At 27.5% G+C, this 20,009-nt stretch carries 19 protein-coding genes; 13 read left to right on the top strand and 6 right to left on the bottom strand.

Annotated features, from left to right (window positions below):
• Nucleotides 1–52: 52 nt before the first annotated feature.
• Nucleotides 53–418, bottom strand: a complete 366-nt coding sequence (locus tag BW723_RS15125; protein ID WP_068359172.1) for a PUR family DNA/RNA-binding protein — start codon at nucleotides 416–418, stop codon at nucleotides 53–55.
• 80 nt (nucleotides 419–498) lie between these two features.
• Nucleotides 499–2,253 (bottom strand): ABC transporter ATP-binding protein, encoded by a 1,755-nt coding sequence (locus BW723_RS15120; RefSeq protein WP_068359167.1) that lies wholly within the window; start codon nucleotides 2,251–2,253, stop codon nucleotides 499–501.
• A 148-nt stretch (nucleotides 2,254–2,401) separates the two neighbouring features.
• Here BW723_RS15120 and nusB point away from each other — a divergent pair, with 148 nt between their 5' ends.
• The 8 genes from nusB to BW723_RS15080 all read left to right on the top strand — a co-directional run bounded on the left by nusB (nucleotide 2,402) and on the right by BW723_RS15080 (nucleotide 8,881).
• A complete protein-coding gene (gene nusB / locus BW723_RS15115; RefSeq protein WP_068359165.1) occupies nucleotides 2,402–3,340 on the top strand; it encodes a transcription antitermination factor NusB in 939 nt (312 codons plus the stop codon).
• A gap of 51 nt (nucleotides 3,341–3,391) precedes the next feature.
• Nucleotides 3,392–3,856: a DUF1573 domain-containing protein gene (locus tag BW723_RS15110; protein ID WP_068359161.1), complete on the top strand. Its 465-nt coding sequence runs from the start codon at nucleotides 3,392–3,394 to the stop codon at nucleotides 3,854–3,856.
• 13 nt (nucleotides 3,857–3,869) lie between these two features.
• The gene (gene yajC / locus BW723_RS15105) at nucleotides 3,870–4,163 is read left to right on the top strand and encodes a preprotein translocase subunit YajC (RefSeq protein ID WP_068359158.1); all 294 of its coding nucleotides are present in this window, start codon (nucleotides 3,870–3,872) and stop codon (nucleotides 4,161–4,163) included.
• A gap of 104 nt (nucleotides 4,164–4,267) precedes the next feature.
• Nucleotides 4,268–5,206: a CdaR family protein gene (locus BW723_RS15100; RefSeq protein ID WP_068359156.1), complete on the top strand. Its 939-nt coding sequence runs from the start codon at nucleotides 4,268–4,270 to the stop codon at nucleotides 5,204–5,206.
• The gene (gene coaE, locus BW723_RS15095; RefSeq protein WP_068359153.1) at nucleotides 5,207–5,797 is read left to right on the top strand and encodes a dephospho-CoA kinase; all 591 of its coding nucleotides are present in this window, start codon (nucleotides 5,207–5,209) and stop codon (nucleotides 5,795–5,797) included.
• A 112-nt stretch (nucleotides 5,798–5,909) separates the two neighbouring features.
• Nucleotides 5,910–7,478, top strand: a complete 1,569-nt coding sequence (locus tag BW723_RS15090; protein WP_068359150.1) for a sensor histidine kinase — start codon at nucleotides 5,910–5,912, stop codon at nucleotides 7,476–7,478.
• Nucleotides 7,479–7,488: 10 nt separating this feature from the next.
• On the top strand, nucleotides 7,489–8,190 hold the full coding sequence (locus tag BW723_RS15085) for a response regulator transcription factor (RefSeq protein WP_068359147.1): 702 nt from the start codon (nucleotides 7,489–7,491) through the stop codon (nucleotides 8,188–8,190).
• A gap of 70 nt (nucleotides 8,191–8,260) precedes the next feature.
• A complete protein-coding gene (locus BW723_RS15080) occupies nucleotides 8,261–8,881 on the top strand; it encodes an L-threonylcarbamoyladenylate synthase (RefSeq protein WP_068359145.1) in 621 nt (206 codons plus the stop codon).
• Between the two features lie 133 nt (nucleotides 8,882–9,014).
• On the opposite strand, the gene BW723_RS15075 is transcribed toward BW723_RS15080, so the two are convergent.
• A complete protein-coding gene (locus BW723_RS15075) occupies nucleotides 9,015–10,013 on the bottom strand; it encodes a glycosyltransferase family 2 protein (RefSeq protein WP_068359142.1) in 999 nt (332 codons plus the stop codon).
• Between the two features lie 46 nt (nucleotides 10,014–10,059).
• Nucleotides 10,060–10,503 (bottom strand): type I restriction enzyme HsdR N-terminal domain-containing protein, encoded by a 444-nt coding sequence (locus BW723_RS15070; RefSeq protein ID WP_175335400.1) that lies wholly within the window; start codon nucleotides 10,501–10,503, stop codon nucleotides 10,060–10,062.
• 29 nt (nucleotides 10,504–10,532) lie between these two features.
• On the opposite strand from BW723_RS15070, the gene BW723_RS18120 reads away from it, so the two are divergent.
• The 4 genes from BW723_RS18120 to BW723_RS15055 all read left to right on the top strand — a co-directional run bounded on the left by BW723_RS18120 (nucleotide 10,533) and on the right by BW723_RS15055 (nucleotide 12,441).
• Nucleotides 10,533–10,751 (top strand): GxxExxY protein, encoded by a 219-nt coding sequence (locus tag BW723_RS18120; RefSeq protein WP_317197689.1) that lies wholly within the window; start codon nucleotides 10,533–10,535, stop codon nucleotides 10,749–10,751.
• Nucleotides 10,752–10,810: 59 nt separating this feature from the next.
• A complete protein-coding gene (locus tag BW723_RS18115; RefSeq protein WP_317197691.1) occupies nucleotides 10,811–10,900 on the top strand; it encodes a GxxExxY protein in 90 nt (29 codons plus the stop codon).
• 85 nt (nucleotides 10,901–10,985) lie between these two features.
• Nucleotides 10,986–11,987: a DNA polymerase III subunit delta gene (gene holA, locus BW723_RS15060; protein ID WP_068359136.1), complete on the top strand. Its 1,002-nt coding sequence runs from the start codon at nucleotides 10,986–10,988 to the stop codon at nucleotides 11,985–11,987.
• A gap of 1 nt (nucleotide 11,988) precedes the next feature.
• On the top strand, nucleotides 11,989–12,441 hold the full coding sequence (locus BW723_RS15055) for a DUF1569 domain-containing protein (protein WP_068359133.1): 453 nt from the start codon (nucleotides 11,989–11,991) through the stop codon (nucleotides 12,439–12,441).
• A 1-nt stretch (nucleotide 12,442) separates the two neighbouring features.
• Here the strand turns inward: BW723_RS15055 and BW723_RS15050 are convergent, their stop codons facing one another.
• Nucleotides 12,443–14,212 carry an LTA synthase family protein gene (locus tag BW723_RS15050; RefSeq protein WP_226789292.1) on the bottom strand — a complete coding sequence of 590 codons (1,770 nt, stop codon included), beginning with the start codon at nucleotides 14,210–14,212 and terminating at the stop codon, nucleotides 12,443–12,445.
• A gap of 148 nt (nucleotides 14,213–14,360) precedes the next feature.
• Nucleotides 14,361–15,383 (bottom strand): tRNA (adenosine(37)-N6)-threonylcarbamoyltransferase complex transferase subunit TsaD, encoded by a 1,023-nt coding sequence (gene tsaD / locus BW723_RS15045; protein ID WP_068359132.1) that lies wholly within the window; start codon nucleotides 15,381–15,383, stop codon nucleotides 14,361–14,363.
• A gap of 406 nt (nucleotides 15,384–15,789) precedes the next feature.
• Between tsaD and BW723_RS15040 the strand changes: the two genes are divergently transcribed.
• Nucleotides 15,790–20,007, top strand: a complete 4,218-nt coding sequence (locus BW723_RS15040) for a translocation/assembly module TamB domain-containing protein (RefSeq protein WP_226789291.1) — start codon at nucleotides 15,790–15,792, stop codon at nucleotides 20,005–20,007.
• Nucleotides 20,008–20,009 lie beyond the last annotated feature (2 nt).

The following is a 20,009-nucleotide window of genomic DNA, read 5'->3' as shown; positions in this document are numbered from 1 at the left end:
TTTGGGTAAAATATTTCACCAAAAAAGTTGATTTTTAAACAGTAGTTAGCTGTTAAATATCATCGAAAGAAACATCTGTAAAACTCTGAGCAGAATTCGTTTCTTCTGTAGCAGTATTATCTTCTTTTTTAAAGTCTTTTTGATGACGTTCACTAATTACCTCATTACCTTTTTCTGTAATAATATAATCAGTTGCTTTTTTTAGCATTTCATGAAAATCAGAAAAATCTTCTTTATATAAATAAATTTTATGTTTTTGATAATGAAAAGATCCATCATCATGCGTAAATTTTTTACTCTCTGTAACAGTTAAATAATAATCGTCTGCTTTTGTAGCTCTTACATCAAAAAAATAGGTTCTTCGTCCTGCTCTTAGTACTTGCGAAAAAATTTCCTCCTGTTCAACTCTCTCTGCCATAATCTTTTTTAAATAGTAGTTATCTTTTGTTTGTTATGTGTACAAATCTAACAAAATAATTAATGTAGCAATGTTAAACCTTAAAATTCTTTTTCTAAAAGTTGCTGTTCGTACAAATCTTTATAATATCCTTTTTCAGTTATAAGTTGATTGTGAGTTCCTTGTTGTATAATTTTACCATCATCTAAAACAATAATTTTATCTGCATTTTTTGCTGATGAAACTCGATGACTAATAATAAAGGTAGTTTTGTTTTTTGAAACTTTTTCTAAGTTAGAAAGTATTTTTTCTTCTGTTTCTGTATCAACTGCAGATAAGCAATCATCAAAAATTAAAATTTTAGGATTTTTAATAATAGCTCTGGCAATAGAAACACGTTGTTTTTGTCCGCCAGAAAGTGTTACTCCACGTTCTCCTAAAATAGTATTGTATCCGTTTGTAAAATCAGAAATATTACTGTGGATTACTGCATTTTTAGCAGCTTCTATAATCTCATTTTCTGTAGCATCTTCTTTACCAAATTTAATATTGTTACCAATAGTATCAGAAAACAAAAATGGATCTTGAGGCACAAAACCAATCTGACTTCTTACATCATTTAAATTTGCTTTTTCAATTGGTTTATCATCTAATAAAACAGTGCCTTTTGTAGTGTCGTATAATCTAGAAATTAGCTCTATAATTGTAGATTTACCAGAACCAGTTTTCCCTAAAATAGCTAAAGTTTCGCCAGATTCAACTGTAAAATTAATGTTCTTTAAAGCAGTAATATTTGTATCATCATAAGTAAAAGTAACATCTTTAAAAGTTACTTTTCCGTGAATTTCTGTAGCAGTTTCACTATCATTTTTAATCTCTGGTTCTTGATCTAAAAACTCGTTTATTCTAGCTTGCGATGCTTCTGCCTGTTGTACCATAGAAGTTACCCAACCCACAACTGCAACTGGCCAAGTTAAAATGTTTACATACATGATAAACTCAATGATAACTCCAGATTTTATTTCGCCATTTATATATTGATTTCCACCAACGTAAATTACAATTAAGTTGCTAATTCCGATCAAAAAAATCATCAAAGGAAAAAATAAAGCATTTGCTTTTTGTAGGTTTATGTTTTTCTCTTTGCTTAAATCAGAAATAATATCAAAATCTTTAATAATTGATGCTTCAATTCCATAAGATTTTACCACATTTATTCCCGAAAAAAACTCTTGATTAAAAGTAGTTAGTTTAGATAAATATTGTTGAACTATAGTACTTCTTTTATGAATAACTCTACTTAAAATAAAAATAGAAATTGATAATAAAGGAAAAGGAATTAGTGTATATAAGGTAAGTTTTAAATCTACTCTTGCCATTTGTGTAAAACCGACAGCAAAAAGCACAATCATATTCATAGTGTACATTACAGCTGGCCCAACATACATTCTTACTTTACCAACATCTTCGCTAATTCTGTTCATTAAATCACCAGTTCTATTCTGTTTATAGAAGTTAAGTGATAACTTTTGGTATTGCTGATAGATTTCGTTTTTTAAATCGAACTCAATTAATCTAGAAGTTACAATAATTGTTTGCCTCATTAAAAAAGTAAAAAAACCACTTAATAATGCCAAACCAACAATTAAAAGTACGTTCATTAACAAAGCTTCTTTAACAATAGCTAAGTCTGTGATAGTACCATTTAAATAATCTTCTACAGCATTAAAAGATTCTTTTATAATTCTAGGTACTTGAAGCGCAAGTAGTTTAGATAAGACTGTTATTAACAATCCTGCTAAAATGCGCCATTTGTATTTAGAAAAATATTTGTTTAAATATTGTAATGCTTTCAAAAGAGATATTGAATTAAAAATAAAGCACGAATATACGAGAATCAGAAAGATATATTTTCTTAAAAAAGAATTAAAAAAGTAATGTTGAGAAACTAAATTAATACTATTTTTGCAAAGCAAATTAAAAAGCTATTTTAAGTTCTTTACAATGATTAACAGAAGACATATTCGAGTTAAAGTAATGCAATCTGTGTATGCTATACAACAATCTCATAATGATGATATTATTAGAGAAGAGAAGTTTTTAAAGCACAGTATTCTAAAAATGTACGATTTGTACGTTTTAAATTTTCAATTATTAATTGAAGTTCAAAAACTGGCAGCCAAAAAAATAGCGCTTTCTAAAAAGAAAATTCTTGCTACTCAAGCAGATTTAAAGCCAAATACTAAATTTATAGACAATAAACTAATCAATCAACTTACAGAGAGTGTAAGTTTAGAAGGTTATGTTGAGTTAAATAAACTAGATAACTGGGAGTTAGATGATGAATATGTAAAAATTATTTTTGATGAATTACAGAAAAGTGATTTATACAAGAAATATTTAAATACTGTTGATGATTCTTTTAAAGTAGACAAAGCTTTTGTTATCGACTTTTTTAAAGAAATTGTTGCTCCTAACGAAAAGTTAGCAGAGTATTATGAAGATAAAATGATTTCTTGGGTAGATGATATTCCGTTTGTAAATACTTGGGTTGTTAAGACTCTTAGTAAATGTAAATTAGACAAAACTTTTATACTAAGTAGATTGTATAAAGATAAAGATGATGAAGAGTTTGTGTCTAAATTGTTCAGGAAAACAGTTTTAAAACACAAAACTTACGAAGAAGATATTACTGCAAAAACACCAAATTGGGAAACTGATAGAATTGCAGATATAGACATGATCTTAATTAAAATGGCAATTACAGAGTTTGTAAGTTTCCCTTCTATACCAGTAAGAGTAACTATTAACGAGTTTATAGAAATAGCTAAAGATTACTCAACTACAAAAAGTAGTTATTTTATAAATGGTGTTTTAGATAAAATATCTAAAGAGTTTACAAAAGAAAAAAGAATTGTTAAAATAGGTAGAGGATTACTGTAAAACGCTCCTTTTAAACAATTATTTATTATTTTTACCCAAATTTTAAGAATTATGAGAAAAATAACAATTTTATTCGCATTCGTAGTTTCATCAAGTTTATATATTTCTTGTGATAAAGCAAACCCTAGTGCAAAGATTAATAAAGAGAATTTAGAAGTAGCAAAATCTAGAGATGTAGCTATTAAAAAAGGAGCAGCTTCAATTGCTTTCGAAAATAAAGAATTTGATTTTGGAACTGTAAACGAAGGTGAAATTGTAGAAACTGTTTTTAAAGTAACTAACTCTGGTAAAACAGATTTAATTATTACAGATGCAAAAGTAACTTGTGGTTGTACAGTACCTGTTTGGCCTAAAAAACCAATTAAACCAGGAGAAACTGAAAACATTCAAGTAAGATTTAATACTAGTGGTAAAAGAAATAGACAACAAAAAAATATTACTTTAATCACAAATACCGAAACAGGAAGAGAGATTTTAACTCTTAAAGGTATGGTAACACCAAAAGTAAAATCATAATTTAATTTTTATAATGGATTCAGGAACATTAGCAAGTATGTTGCCATTCGTGGCAATGTTTATCGTCTTATATTTTTTTATTTTAAGACCACAAATTAACCGTCAAAAGAAAGAAAAGGCTTTTCAAGCGGAAATTAAAAAAGGAGCCAAAGTTATTACCACTAGTGGTATTCACGGTAAAATTATCGAGATAAATGCTAATGATAATACCATTACTTTAGAAACTGGAGCAGGAAAAATTAAATTTGAACGTTCTGCAATTTCTATGGAAATGAGTAAAAAATATGCAGCACCAGCTACAAAATAATATCTAATAAAATATTTTAAAATGAGCTTTTTCTTTAATTAGATAAAGCTCATTTTTTTTGTTTACAAGCTTTTTCAGTAGATTGCATTAAATTTAATTTATAGGTGAAAACTACAAAGAAAATACCGAAAACATTTATAACCTTTTTAATCATCTCATCATTAATTTGGTTATTAATTACCTTTTCTAAAGAATATACTTCTGTAGTTACTTTTGCTGTAAATTATACAAATATTGCACAAGATAAATTGTTGCAAGAAACCCCAATAAAAGAAATAGATATTGCTGTAAAAGCTACAGGTTTTAAGATATTAAGATCTAAAATTAGAAATAAAAAAATTAATTTAGATGCATCTAGATTAAAAAGAAAAAACAATGCTAAGTTTTATTTTTTACCTAGAAATCAATCTTTAAAAATTCAGAAGCAACTAATTTCTGGTGTAGAACTGCAAGAAATTATTCAAGATACTATTTATTTAGATCTAGGAATTTTATCCTCTAAAAAAGTAGCTTTACAACCCGATCTAGAAATTAATTATCATATTGGTTACGATCTTTTAGAAGAAGTGAGTTATCAGCCAGATTCTATTGTTATTTCTGGTCCCGAATCTCAAGTAAAAAACATTAATCATCTTAAATTAAGTAAGTTAATATTAAAAGATGTAAAAACTGATTTTAGCAAAGAAGTCAAAATTTTGAATCCTTTAAAAAGTAATAATTTAAAATATAAGGTAAAAAAAGCAACAATTTCTGGAAAAGTAGATAAGTTTACAGAAGGTACGCTAAAAGTACCTTTTGTAATTGTTAATTTACCAGACAATACTAATTTAACCACTTTAACAGAAAGTATTGAAGTGGTGTTTGTGGTTGCTTTGTCTAATTTTTCTAAAGTATCTGCATCTTCATTTGTTATTGAGTGCGATTATGCTTTGGCAGAGAAAAATAATTTGGGATATTTAATTCCGAAAGTAATTTCGAAACCAGATTTCTTAAAGAATATTAAAATTACACCTACTAAAATTGATTTCTTAATTCAAAAATAAATGAAAATTGTTGGTTTAACTGGTGGTATTGGTAGTGGTAAAACTACAGTGGCAAAATTCTTTGCAGAAAATAATAATGTTGCCATTTATATTGCTGATGTTGAAGCAAAAAAGTTGATGAATTCATCAGGAATTATAAAACAGAAATTAATTAACAATTTTGGTGAAAATTCTTATAAAGATAATATTTTAAATAGAAAATACATTGCTGATATAGTATTTAAAGACAAAGAAAAATTATCAGAATTAAATGCAATTGTGCATCCAGAAGTAAAAAAGCACTTTCAGGAATTTGTCAATAAAAATAATGATAAAGATTACATTATTTATGAGAATGCAATCTTATTCGAAAGTAAAAGTAGTTTAAATTGCGATATTATAATAACGGTTTATGCGGATTTAGATACTAAAATTAATCGAGTTATTGCAAGAGATTCTTCAACCAAAAAAGAAGTTTTAAACAGGATGAAGAATCAGTGGAATGACCAAAAAAAAATGTTTCAATCTAATTACATTATTTATAACGAAAAGCTTGACGATACTAAAAGTCAAGTGAGTAAAATCCATAGTATTTTAACACTAAATACTTAATACGTTACTTTATTTGCAAGGTTATTGTTAAATTACTCTTAAAATTCTTTCTTTTTTGTTAATCAACGTTAAAAACGCGAAATGCAATTTTTTAATGACTTAACTTTGATTTATGGGCAAAAAAATGTTTGTGCTTATTGTTATTTTAATGAGTATTTCTTTAATAGGAATTATTGCTGTTCAGCTCTATTGGATTAACAATGCCGTAGAAAGTAGGCGCGAACAATTTAAGAACGATGTTCAGATCTCTTTGGGTAGTGTTGCCGAAAGAATTAATGAAAATGAAAGAGCTTCTTTACAAAAGAAATATCAAGGCATTTTAGAAAATACGGTACTTGCAGATGAGGCCCAAATTAAAAATTTTCTATTTCAAGAAATAGATACAACAACCAATGAAAAATTCACATATGGAGGTACAATTTTAGAAGAAAATTTTAAAATGCCTACTGATTTTTTAGATAATGATAGTATTATCGTTAAAAGAATTACTGGCAAAAACGATTTTTTTCAATCAAAATTAATCAAAGGTCCAGATAACCTATTTTCTTCAATAGACGAAAAAAGATATTCTTTTACATCTAGATTAAAAAGTATAGAAAAAAGTGAGTTTGAATTAATTTTTAAAGAGTTTATACAAACTAAACCAATTCATAGTAGAGTTAGTAATAGAGAGTTAAATGAAACAATAAAAGACGAGTTACAAAAAAGAAATATCAATTTAGATTTTAAATATGGTGTATATAGTAATGATGGTTTAGCAACAAAATTAAAATCTGGTTATTATACGATAAATAAGGATGATAGTATTAAATATCCTTTATTTAGTGATGGTGAAGGTAATCCAGAATACTTATTATATATTTCGTTTCCGTTCAAAAATAAGCATATTTTATCAGGTATTTCTAATATATTATTACTGTCTTTATTTTTTATTTTTATAATAATTATTGCTTTTTCTAGTTCATTATATCAATTAACAAAACAGAAAAAAATATCAGAAATTAAAACTGATTTTATTAATAATATGACACACGAATTTAAAACGCCAATTGCAACAATTAATTTGGCTTTAGATTCTATTAAAAACCCAAAAATTATTAGTGATAACGAAAAAGTTTTGCGTTACATTAATATGATTAGAGACGAAAATAAAAGAATGCATACGCAAGTAGAAAATGTTTTACGAATCTCTAGGTTAGAAAAAAATCAATTAGATATAAGTAAAAGTGTTATCGATATTCATGATGTGATAGAAGATGCAATGAATCACATTAGTTTATTAATAAAAGATAGAAATGGAACTTTACATACCCATTTTGAAGCAATTGTTTCTGAGATATCTGGTAATGAGTTTCATTTAACCAATGTTTTCGTAAATATTTTAGAAAACGGAATTAAATATACAGTAGGCGCACCAATAATAGATGTGTATACACAAAGTACTAATAAGTTTTTTATTGTTAAAATAAAAGACCAAGGAATAGGAATGAGCAAAAACGTTCAAAAAAATGTTTTTGATAAATTTTATAGAGAACAAAAAGGAAATGTCCATGATGTAAAAGGTCATGGTTTAGGCTTAGCCTATGTTAAAGAAATTGTAGAAAAACACCATGGTACAGTGTTTGTTGAAAGTGAAAAAGGAAAAGGAAGCATATTTACAGTGAAATTACCTTTAATTTAAAAGTTTAAAAATGGGAAGTAAAAAGATTTTATTAGTCGAAGATGATCCAAATTTCGGAACAGTCTTAAAAGATTATTTAGCGTTAAACGATTATAACGTTACGCATGCAAAAGATGGTATAGAAGGTTTAATTATGTTTAAAAACAGCGATTTTGATCTTTGTATTTTAGATGTAATGATGCCTCGAAAAGATGGTTTTTCTTTAGCACAAGATATTAGAACTACAAACAAAGAAGTGCCAATTATTTTTTTAACCGCTAAAACATTAAAAGAAGATGTTTTAAAAGGTTATGCAGTTGGTGCAGATGATTATTTAAACAAACCTTTTGATTCTGAAGTTTTATTGCATAAAATTAAAGCAATTTTACAGCGTAAAGAAACAGATAAATCTGCTGAATCAGAACAATTTGAGTTTGAAATTGGTTCTTTTTTCTTTAATTCTAAATTACGTCATTTATCTATTGGTAAAGAGGGTGAGCCAAGCAAATTATCGCCAAAAGAAAGTAAATTGTTAAGAATGCTAGCCATTCATAAAAACGATTTAATGCCAAGAGAATTAGCACTTACCAAAATTTGGAGAGATGATAATTATTTTACTTCTAGAAGTATGGATGTTTACATCGCAAAATTACGTAAGTATTTAAAAGAAGACGAAAATGTTGAAATTTTAAATATTCATGGAGAAGGATTTAGATTGGTTGATAAATCATAAATAAGAGAATTACTTCCACAAAAACAGACTCAACTTTGTATTAAGTTGAGTTTTTTTGTATTTTTATAATATGGCAGAATTCATTAAATTATATAATGAGAACCCAAATCAAAAAGAAATTGATAAGGTTGTAAACATTCTTAAAAAAGGTGGGTTAATTATTTACCCTACGGATACTGTTTATGGTTTAGGGTGCGATATTACAAATACCAAAGCGTTAGAAAAAATAGCGAGAATTAAGGGTGTTAAGCTAGAAAAGGCTAATTTCTCTTTTGTTTGTAATGATTTAAGCCATTTATCAGATTATATAAAGCAAATAGATTCGCCTACTTTTAAGCTATTAAAACGCGCTTTACCTGGTCCATATACGTTTATTTTACCAGGTAGTAATAATTTACCAAAAGGTTTCAAGAAAAGAAAAACAGTAGGTATTCGTATTCCAGATAACAATATTGCAAGAACTTTAGTATCAACTTTAGGTAATCCTATTGTATCGACTTCTATAAGAGATGAAGATGATATTTTAGAATATACTACAGATCCAGAATTGATTTATGAAAAATGGGGTAATTTAGTTGATGTGGTAATTGATGGAGGTTATGGAGATAATTATGCTTCTACAATTATTGATTTAACAGATTCTGAGCCAGAAGTTATTAGAGAAGGTAAAGGAAGTTTAGATATACTTTAATTTTTTTTTAGGTTTCAAAGTCTCAAAGTCTCAAAGTCTCAAAGCTTCAAAGTCTCGAAGTTGCATAGTAGCAAAGCTCTTAAAGTTGTGGGAGTTTTAGTTTTTAAAGAATTTGTTTTTTAAATTCTAAAAACTATCTCAAATTCTTAAACTCTTTTCTGCCTAATACAAAATATTGCCAAACAATACTTGTGTGTAAGTTGTAATCTTGCTTTTTTTGTAAGCTTTTACGCTTTTTTAAGAACTTATTAAAGTTCGCGTAGAAACTGAAATGTGCTTTTAAAATTGCCCAAGTATGTATTGGTCTTAACTCAAAAATGAATTTGATACCTGCGATTCCGTCTAAAATCAAACGAGAAAAAACAACAAACAGAAACCATTTTTTTGGTACATTTTTTACCACATTTAATAAGCTATTTCTAAAATTTAAATAGGTTTTATGTGGATTTGTTTCTTGTAAAGTTGCACCACCAACGTGATAAATTGTAGAAGTACCTACATATTTTACTTTATAACCAATATTTTGAGTTCTCCAACATAAATCAATTTCTTCTTGATGTGCAAAGTAATCTTCATCAAAACCACCTATTTTATGATAAATGGTTGAGCGAATAAATAAACAAGCACCAGAAGCCCAAAATATTTCTGAAATATCATTAAATTGATTTTCATCTGTTTCTAAATGATTAAAAACACGACCTCTGCAATAAGGGTAACCATATAAATCTATAAAACCACCACCAGCACCTGCATATTCGAATTTAGATTTGTTTTTGTAATCTAAAATTTTTGGTTGAATAATAGCCGTTTTTTCATCGCTTTTAAAAACATCTAAAATAGGAGAGAGCCAGTTTTTAGTAACTTCTACATCAGAATTAATTAGGCAATAAATATCTGCCTCAATATTTTGCAAAGCATCATTATAACCTTTTGCATAACCACCATTTACGGCGTTTTTAATAATTTTTACTGATGGGAAATTTGCTTTAATAAAAGAAATGGAAATATCTGTAGACGCATTATCTGCCACGTAAATTTCAGCTTCATTGATACTAAAGTTTACGATAGATGGCAAGAACTGTTCTAACAGTTTTTGACCATTCCAATTTAATATTACGATTGCAGTTTTCAAGGTTGCGAAATTACATTTAAAAAATCAGTTAAGTTCTAATTTTTTCTTAATTATAAGTAGGAATATCTTGCAAGAAAACATAGGTTTCCTTTTCAAAATCCATTTTACAATAATAATGTTGCAAACCATTGGTTACAATTAAATAATTTGCTTTTAACTTTAAGTTATAACGTGCAATTTGATCAAAAGTAGCTTGTGTAATTTTTATTTGCGGAGCTTTACATTCTACAATAATATCTGGTTCACCATTAGCATTAAAAACTAAGATATCTGTTCTTTTTTTACGATTATTGATGGTTAATTGTTTTTCTAATGCAATTAAAGAAACTGGGTATTTTTTTTTATCAATTAAAAAAGAAACATAATGCTGACGAACCCATTCTTCTGGAGTTAATACAAAATACTTTTTTCTTAATTTATCAAAAATAAGCGTCTTATTTTCGCTACTTTTGAGTTTGAAATTATATGTAGGTAGGTTGAGTTTTTGCAGCTTCATTACCACGAATATCACAAATAAAAATGATTTATAAAAAAGAAAGCTACGATATTGTTGGTACTTTATTTGAAGTCCATAATAATTTAGGTGGTGGTTTTTTAGAAGTGGTTTATAAAGATGCATTAGAATATGAATTAAAGAAGAAAAATATAAGTTTTGAAAGAGAAAAAGAATATGTAATTAATTACAAGGATGTTATTTTACCACATAAATTTTATGCTGATTTTGTAATTTTTAGATAAAATAATTTTAGAAATAAAATCAGTGAAAGAATTTCATTCAAAGCATATAAGCTCAGTGTATTAATTATTTAAAAGTTTCTGGAAATAGATTATGTATTTTAGTTAATTTTCAAAATGAATCATTAGAATTCAAAAGAATAGTATTATGATTATCTTGCTACCAATTCACAAATTTTGTGATTTATAAAATGATTATTTATTGTTGAATTCGTGGCGAATAAAGTAAAATAATAAATGAACGAAATAAGAACCATTGTTTCAGATATTAAAAAAGGTAACGTAAAACCCATTTATTTTTTAATGGGAGAAGAACCTTATTATATTGATAAAATTTCTGATTATATAGAAGAAACTGTTTTAGATGAATCTGAAAAAGGATTTAATCAACAAGTATTATATGGTAGAGATGCTAGTGTAGAAGATATTATTTCTTCTGCTAAACGTTATCCTATGATGGCTGAAAAACAAGTTTTAATTGTAAAAGAAGCGCAAGATTTAAGCAGAACTATAGAAAAATTGGTTTCTTATGCTCAAAATCCGCAACCAACAACAGTTTTAGTAATTAATTACAAGTATAAAAAATTAGATAAACGTAAAAAGCTTCACAAAGCTATAACAAAATCAGGTTTGATTTTTGAGAGTAAAAAACTTTATGAAAATCAGGTTGCAGATTGGATTCGTAGAGTTTTAAGCGGAAAAAAGTATCAGATAGAACCAAAGGCTGCACAAATGTTGGTAGAGTTTTTAGGAACAGATCTTAGTAAAATTTCGAACGAATTAAGTAAGTTGATGCTTATTTTACCTAAAGAAACCATTATTAATGATAAGCATATTGAAGAGAATATAGGTATTTCTAAAGATTTTAATAATTTCGAACTTCAGAAAGCAATTGGATCTAAAGATATTGTAAAGGCAAATAGAATTATTAATTATTTTGTTGAAAATCCGAAGAATAACCCAACAATAATGACCATTTCATTGTTAAATAATTTCTTTACAAAACTGTTGCTTTTTCACGGTTTGCAAGATAAATCTAAAAGTGCTGTTTCTAAATCGTTAGGTGTTGGTTTTTATTTTATTGATGATTATTTTATGGCTGCAAGAAATTATCCAATGCGTAAAGTTGCACAGGTAATTGCTTTTTTAAGAGATGCAGATGTAAAAAGTAAAGGTGTTGGTGCAAACCAAACTCAAGGAGATATATTAAAAGAATTGATATTTAAAATACTACATTAAAATGAAAAATATTTTTGAAAAAGAAGTTACAGATTCTGTAATCAATAGAATCGAAAAATTAACAGTAGAAAGTCAGCCAAATTGGGGTAAAATGTCTGTTGCACAAATGTTAGCACATTGTTCAGTTACTTACGAAATGGTTTATACAGACAAACATACCAAGCCAAATCCTTTTGTAAAACTGATGTTAAAAGCATTTGTTAAAAAAGCAGTTGTTGGCGAAAAACCATATCCTAAAAATAGTAGAACAGCACCTCAATTTATAATTTCTGATAAAAGAGAGTTTGAGTTAGAGAAAAAAAGATTGATCGATTTTATACTTAAAAGTCAAGAATTAGGCGAAAACTATTTTGATGGTAAAGAATCGCTTTCTTTTGGTAAGCTAAATAAAATAGAATGGAATAATATGTTTTACAAACATTTAGACCATCATTTAACACAATTTGGAGTTTAAATTATTTACGTTCTAAAAAATCTTCATAGGCATTTTGAGTAATTGCTTTTCCTAAAGAATCTAATGTAGAAGTTTTATCACCAATATCTAAAATGGGTTTTTGACTAATATAATCATAAATAAAAACACCTTCTTTAGAAATTGTTCCATACCCTTTATTAAAGATATAATGTGCATATTGTTTGTTAGATGTATTAAAGATATTTTTACTAAAAATAAAGTCTTTATTATCGCCATTTACTAAATCTAAAAGAGAATAAGAAAAATCTACTTGACTAGAAATAGCCGAAATTTCTATTCCCTTTTTGTTTAAAGCACCGCCCAGCCAAAGCATTGGAATCCTGAATTTTTTTGGAGAAAAATAAGGCCCAGTGTGTTTTGGTGAACTATGTCCATGATCAGACATTATTACAATGATTGTGTTCTTATACCAAGGTTGTTTTTTAGCAAATTCAACAAAATCACCAATAGTTTTGTCAGTGTAATGATGTGCACTTCTAAATGTATTATCGTGTGTATCTTTACCAAATTTATATTCGCATTTAATATCATAAGGTTCGTGACTAGATAAAGTTAAAGCAATATTAAAAAATGGCTCTTGAGGAGATGCTGATAAATCTGAAGCCAGTTTTTTCATAAAAACATCATCATAAGCACCCCATTTTGAGCTCCAATCTTTGGTGTCAAAATCATTACCATCAACAAAATTTGTGATTCCTGCATTTCGTAAATAGGTATTCATATTCCCAAAATTCAAGTCTCCACCATAATAAAAGGTTGTTTTGTAACCTAAATCGATCATTTTTTGAGGCAACATAGGTAAACTTCTAGTTTTGTTAGGTGTAGCCATTATTCTTTCTACAGGTTGTGGGTAATAACCACTTAAAACAGCAGGTATACCTTTGTCTGTTCTATCTCCATTAGCATAGAAATTTGTGAATAATATTCCTTCTTTAGAAAGTCTATTTAAATTTGGGGTTACATCTGGTTCACCACCTAAAGAACCTACAATTTTACCTGGTAAACTTTCCCAAAGAATTAGAATTACATTTGGTTTATCAGTATTTAAAACAGAATCTATATTTGCTTTTAAAAGTTGAGTTTTTCTTTCTTTTTCAATATTTAAAGCTGTTTGTTCATCATAATATTTATAATAGTTTATACCATCTGTTTTATGAGTTAATGTGTTAAAGAAGTTCCAAATAAAATTTACAGCAGCGTGGTTTGCGAACATTTTATCCGAAAAATACACATTACTTTGGTTGATGGGTATGATTTGTAAACCACCTCTTACAGGTATTAATAAAGATAGAGTTAAAATGAGAAAAACGGGTATTTCTAACCATTTACCAAGATCAATTAAACTGCTATATTTTTTTATATTTTTATTGAAAATTTGAATAAATACATAAGAAATTATAAACCATGCTAGTGTGCCAAAAATCAATTGAGAATTAGATACTGTAGAGAGCATTAATTCTGGCGTATTTAAATAAGGTAGAATAGAAGTGTCTAAACGTGTTCCCCAGGCTTGATATAAACCAGCATCAATCAATAATAACAGGTTTATAATAATAATTAATACAATCGTATACCATTTTATGATACTTACAATTCTTTTTTTATTGATGAAAATTGAAAAAATTATCAACAAAAACGGAATTATTGATAAATAAGCAGCAAAAGAAAGATCTAACCTTAAACCATATAAAAATGTTTTTAAGATAGTTAAAAAGTTAATTTCTTGAGTTTTATCAAAATAATATATCAAAAAAAATGCACGTGCAAAAACGAAATATAGCACCCAAAAAATATAGTAGAATACGTTAAACCTAGCTCTATTTATTAAATGTTTCAAAAGAATAATTTTTTACAAAAAAACAACATTATTTTATCGTAAAAAAAATATTAACAAAAAGTTATTCAGTAACCTTTAAACGAGCTTGAGCGGTTACAGAAACATCTGCATAATTATTATTTAAAAATTTTAAATAGCCAGTAATTGCAATCATTGCAGCATTATCTGTAGTGTATTCAAATTTAGGAATATTGGTAGACCATCCCCAATGTTTTTCTGCTAAAAGTAATCTTGCTCTAATTTCTGAATTTGCCGAAACTCCGCCAGCAATTGCAATTCTTTTAATTCCGGTTTTTTTAACGGCATTTTTTAATTTATCCATTAAAATTTCAACAATTGTATATTGTATAGATGCACAAATATCATTCAAATTTTCGGCTATAAAATTAGGGTTAATTCGTTGTTGCTTCTGAATAAAGTATAAAATTCCTGTTTTTAAACCACTAAAACTAAAATCTAAGTCACCCACTTTTGGTTTGGTAAAAGGGTAAGCTTTTGGGTTACCTAATTTGGCATATTTATCTATTAAAGGACCTCCGGGATAAGCTAAACCTAAAATTTTTGCAGATTTATCGAATGCTTCACCAACAGCATCATCAATAGTTTGGCCTAAAATTTCCATTTCAAAATGATTGGTAACTTTTACAATTTGGGTATGGCCACCACTAATCGTTAAACAGATAAAAGGAAATTCTGGTATTTTACTATTTTCTTCTATAAAATGTGCTAAAATATGCGCTTGCATATGGTTTACATCTATCAAAGGTATTTGTAAACCTAGAGCCAAAGATTTAGCAAAAGAAGTACCTACAAGTAAAGATCCCATTAAACCTGGACCTTTAGTAAAAGCGATAGCAGATAATTGTTCTTTGGTAATACTAGCCTGTTCTAATGCTTGTTGTACAACTGGCACAATATTTTGTTGATGTGCTCTAGAAGCTAATTCTGGCACAACACCTCCGTATTTTGAGTGTACTTCTTGGTTAGCAACCACATTACTTAAAACTTTCGCATTACAAATTACAGATGCACTAGTATCATCGCAAGAAGATTCAATTCCTAAAATATATATGGGTTTATTCATGAAATAGGTTAAAGTTTTGCAAAATTAAGTATAAATTCAGCTATGTTTTCAAATTTAATTATAGATATTTAATAGTTTATTAAATTTGCACGTTATTTGTAATAATTGGCAATATTTTTGCTTATTAATTTATATAATTTTCAATATTTAAATAACTAAACTCATCAAAAAGAAAGGAAAAATATTATTAAAATGGCTTGGGTACTTTGTACTCTTTCTGTTATTAGTAAGTATTATTCTTTCTATACCAGCTGTACAAACAAAAATTGGTAATTATTTAACAGCTAAAGTTAATGAAGATTTTGGCACAGATTTAACCATTGAAAAGGTAGATTTATCTCTTTTAGGTAGTGTTCAGTTAAAAGGTGTAAAGATTAAAGATCATCATAAAGACACCTTAATTTTTGTGAGTAAGTTAAGCACATCAATAATTAATGCAAAAAGAATTATTGATAGTGAGGTGAATTTAAAAAGTATTTATTTAGATGATGCTTTTTTTTATATGAAAACTTATAAAGATGAAAACAATGATAACCTTTCTATTTTTATAGATTCTTTTGATGATGGCAAGCCTAAAGATTCTTTAGCTAATCCATTTATTTTAAGAGCTACAAATGTTTATGTAAATAATCTAAATTATAAAATTGTTGATGCCAATAAGGTAGATTCTGTAGCGTATTCAGCCACAAATGCTGGTGGTAATTTACAAGATTTAGCTGTAGAAGGTCCTAATTTTTCAACAAATATTAGAGGTTTACATTTTACAGATAAATACGGATTAGAGGTTACTAATTTAACAACAGATTTTTCGTATACTAAAACTGCAATGCATTTTGTAAGCACAACTTTGCAAACAAAAAATACAGATATTAAAGCTGATATCGATTTTAAATACAAAAGAGAAGATTTAATCGATTTTAATAACAAAGTACAAATTAATGCACGTTTTAGTAAAAGTGATGTTGCTATTCAGGATATTAAAAAGTATTATAATGAATTAAATGGTAACGATATACTAAGTTTAAAAGGCGGAAACCTAAACGGAAAACTAAATAATTTTGAAGTAAAAAAATTAAACTTATCATCAAAAAAAGGCTTGTTTATTAATGGTGATTTGTTTTTTGTAAATGCATTAAGTACAGAAAGGGGTTTTATTTTTGAAGGAGATTTAGTTAACTTAAAAGCAACTTATAAAGAATTAAAGAATATTTTACCCAATGTATTAGGCAAAACATTGCCTACAGAATTTGATAAATTAGGTAAGTTTAATTTAAAAGGACACGTTAAAGTAACTCCTGTTCAAATACAGGCAGATGTTATGGTAAACTCTCAGATTGGTTCTACAATTTCTGACTTGCAGATAGGTAATATAGACAATATTGATTATGCTACTTATCATGGAGAAATTGAGTTACAAGAATTTAATATGGGTGTCTTTTTTAATGATCCACTTTTTGGTAAAGTTTCTCTTAAGGGTGATGTTAATGGTAGTGGATTTAAATTAGATAATATAAACACTAAATTTTTAGGTAACATTTCTGAGTTCGAATTTAAGAACTATAATTATAAAAATATTTCTGCAAATGGTTTGTATCAAAATAACAAATTTGATGGCGAATTAAAAATTGATGACGCTAACTTTAAAATGGAATTTAATGGTTTAGCAGATTTATCAAACGAAATAAATAAGTTCGATTTTAAATCGCAAATTACTTATCTTAATTTAAAAGAAACTAATCTTTTTACTAGAGATAGTATTGCTAATTTAAAAGGATTAATTGAACTTGATGTAGAAGGTAATACCTTCGATGACATTGTGGGTAATGCTGTGTTTAAAGATGTGTATTATACCAATCAAAAAGAAGAGTTTAGTTTTAAAGAATTTAAAGTGTCATCTTCTGTAAAAGATAGTATTAAAAGAATCGACTTAACATCAGAAGATATTGCTAACGGATTTATAGAAGGTAAGTTTACCTTTTCTGAAGTAGGTAGAGTAGCTCAAAATGCTTTAGGTAGTATTTATACCAATTATCAGCCTTTTGAAGTAATGCCAAATCAGTTTCTCGATTTTAGTTTCACCATTTATAATCAAGTTGTAAATGTATTTTTTCCAGAAGTTTATATTGATGATAATACTAAGATTAAAGGTAAAATAGAATCGAATAAAAACCAATTAAAACTTACATTTTCATCTCCTAGAATAGATGTGTATGGCAATGAATTAAAAGAGATTTTATTGCGTACAGATAATCAAAATCCTTTTTATAACTCACATTTAACAGCATCAGAAGTTAATACCAAATACTATAAAGTTTCTAAGTTAAACCTGCTGAATAAAACGCAAAACGACACCTTATTTTTTAAATCTGAATTTAATGGAGGTTTAAAAGACAATGAAAACTTTAATCTCGATTTTTTCTATACAATTAATAAAGAAGAAAAATCTGTACTAGGTTTTGAGAAATCGACTTTTGTATTCAAAAAAACAGCCTGGAACATTAATCCAGATGAAAAAAATACAGATAAAATTACTTTTGATTTAAACAATGATGAGTTTAACTTTAGTCAGTTTAAACTAACCTCTGGTCAGCAAGAAATTAAGTTTAAAGGAAGTTTAATTGGCGATTCTGAAAAGAACCTTTATGCCGATTTTACTAAAGTTAAATTGCAAAGTTTTATGCCAGAAATAGATAGTTTGGCATTAAAAGGCAGAGTATCTGGTAATTTAGATTTTATACAAAACGAAAACATTTATCAACCAGAAGCAAATTTAGTAATCAAAGATTTTGAAGTAAATAATTTTAATCAAGGAGAATTATCAATTAATATTATTGGCGATAATTCTTATGAGAAATACAATGTAGATTTATCAATAAATAATGAAAAAGTTAAAAGTATTGCTGCAACAGGTGTTTTAGATTTTTCTAATAAAAGACCATTAATCGATTTAGAAGTCTTTTTAGAAGATTATCAATTAGAAGCATTTAGTCCTTTAGGGCAAGATGTAATATCTTCATTGCGAGGTAGTGTTTCAGGTGATTTTAATCTAAGAGGTTTTTTAGGGAACCCAGATATGTTAGGAAATTTAACGCTTAAAAATGCAGGTTTAAAATTCCCATATTTAAATATCGATTATGATTTTGATGGATTATCGGTAATTAATTTAGATCAACAATCTTTTATTTTAGAGGATATTAATTTGTTGGATACCAAATATAAATCCAAAGGAAAATTTAAAGGAGTTATTACACATCAAAACTTTGAACAATGGTTTTTAGACTTAGAAATAACTACAGATAATTTATTGGTATTAGATACAAAAAACACAGAAGAGGCTTTGTATTATGGAACTGCTTTTATGGATGGATCTGCAAGTATCTCTGGTTTAACAGACCAATTAACCATAGAGGTTAATGCCAAAACAAATCCGAATACAAAATTTGTTGTGCCTTTAAAAGATGTAGAAACTGTAGATAGTTATAGTCTAATCCATTTTAAGAGCGATAAAATATCTACAGAAGATAAGCAAAGAGAATTGGCACAAGAGGCTGTAAAAGGATTAGATTTAAATATTAATTTAGAAGTTACAAAAGACGCTTTAGCACAAGTTGTTATTGATGAAGTTAATGGTAGTCAGTTAACGGGTAGAGGAGCAGGGAATTTACAAATACGAATAGATACAAGAGGTAAATTCGATATGTTTGGCGATTACAGAATAGATAGTGGAGTTTATGATTTTAAGTACGGAGGAATTATAAACAAGCCTTTTATCATTCAAAAAGGAGGTACAGTTTCTTGGAGTGGTAATCCTTACGAAGCCAATTTAGATGTTACTGCCATTTATAAAGCCAAAGCTAATCCAGCAGTATTATTAGAGAACTTTAGTTCTAATAGAAAAGAAGAAATAGATTTGGTAACTAGAATTACAGGTGGTTTATTTAACTCTAAACAAGAATTAGATATCCAACTTACAAACGTAGATCCAACGATTGCGAGTGAGTTAGAATTTATTTTGAATGATAATAATGTGAACGAAAAAACAACGCAATTCATATCGTTATTAGCTTTTAATACTTTTAGAAATCCAGATAAAGTTAGTTTTGATGTAAATAACACTTTGGCAAGTACAGCTTCAAGCGCAATTGCAGGTGCTTTTTCTAATTTATTAAACAGTCCTGATAGTAAATTTCAATTGGGTTTAGATTATCAGCAAGGAGAAGTAAATGACATAGATCGTTTAAATATAGACAATCAAGTAGATTTATCTGTAAGCACACAAGTTAGTGATAGAGTTATTATAAACGGAAAAGTTGGTGTACCTGTTGGCGCAGAAACACAATCTAGTGTTGTTGGTGAGGTTAAAGTAGAAGTACTATTAAATACTGAAGGTAATTTTAGAGGGATAATTTTTAACCGTCAAAACGAAATTCAATACTCACAAGAAGAAGAAGGTTATACCCAAGGAGTAGGTTTGTCTTATCAAGTTAATTTTAATACATTGTCTGGCCTTCTAACCAAAATAGGATTGAAAAAGAAACCAAAACCAACTACCCAAAATGAGATTAAAAAAGATACTTTAAAGACTAAAAAGAAAGATTTAATAAATTTTGAAGGTAATTTATAGTT

The organism is Polaribacter reichenbachii (assembly GCF_001975665.1).
Classification (GTDB): Bacteria; Bacteroidota; Bacteroidia; order Flavobacteriales; family Flavobacteriaceae; genus Polaribacter; species Polaribacter reichenbachii.
Note: the sequence above shows the minus strand (reverse complement) of the source record. Positions and strands in the feature narration are given on the sequence as shown.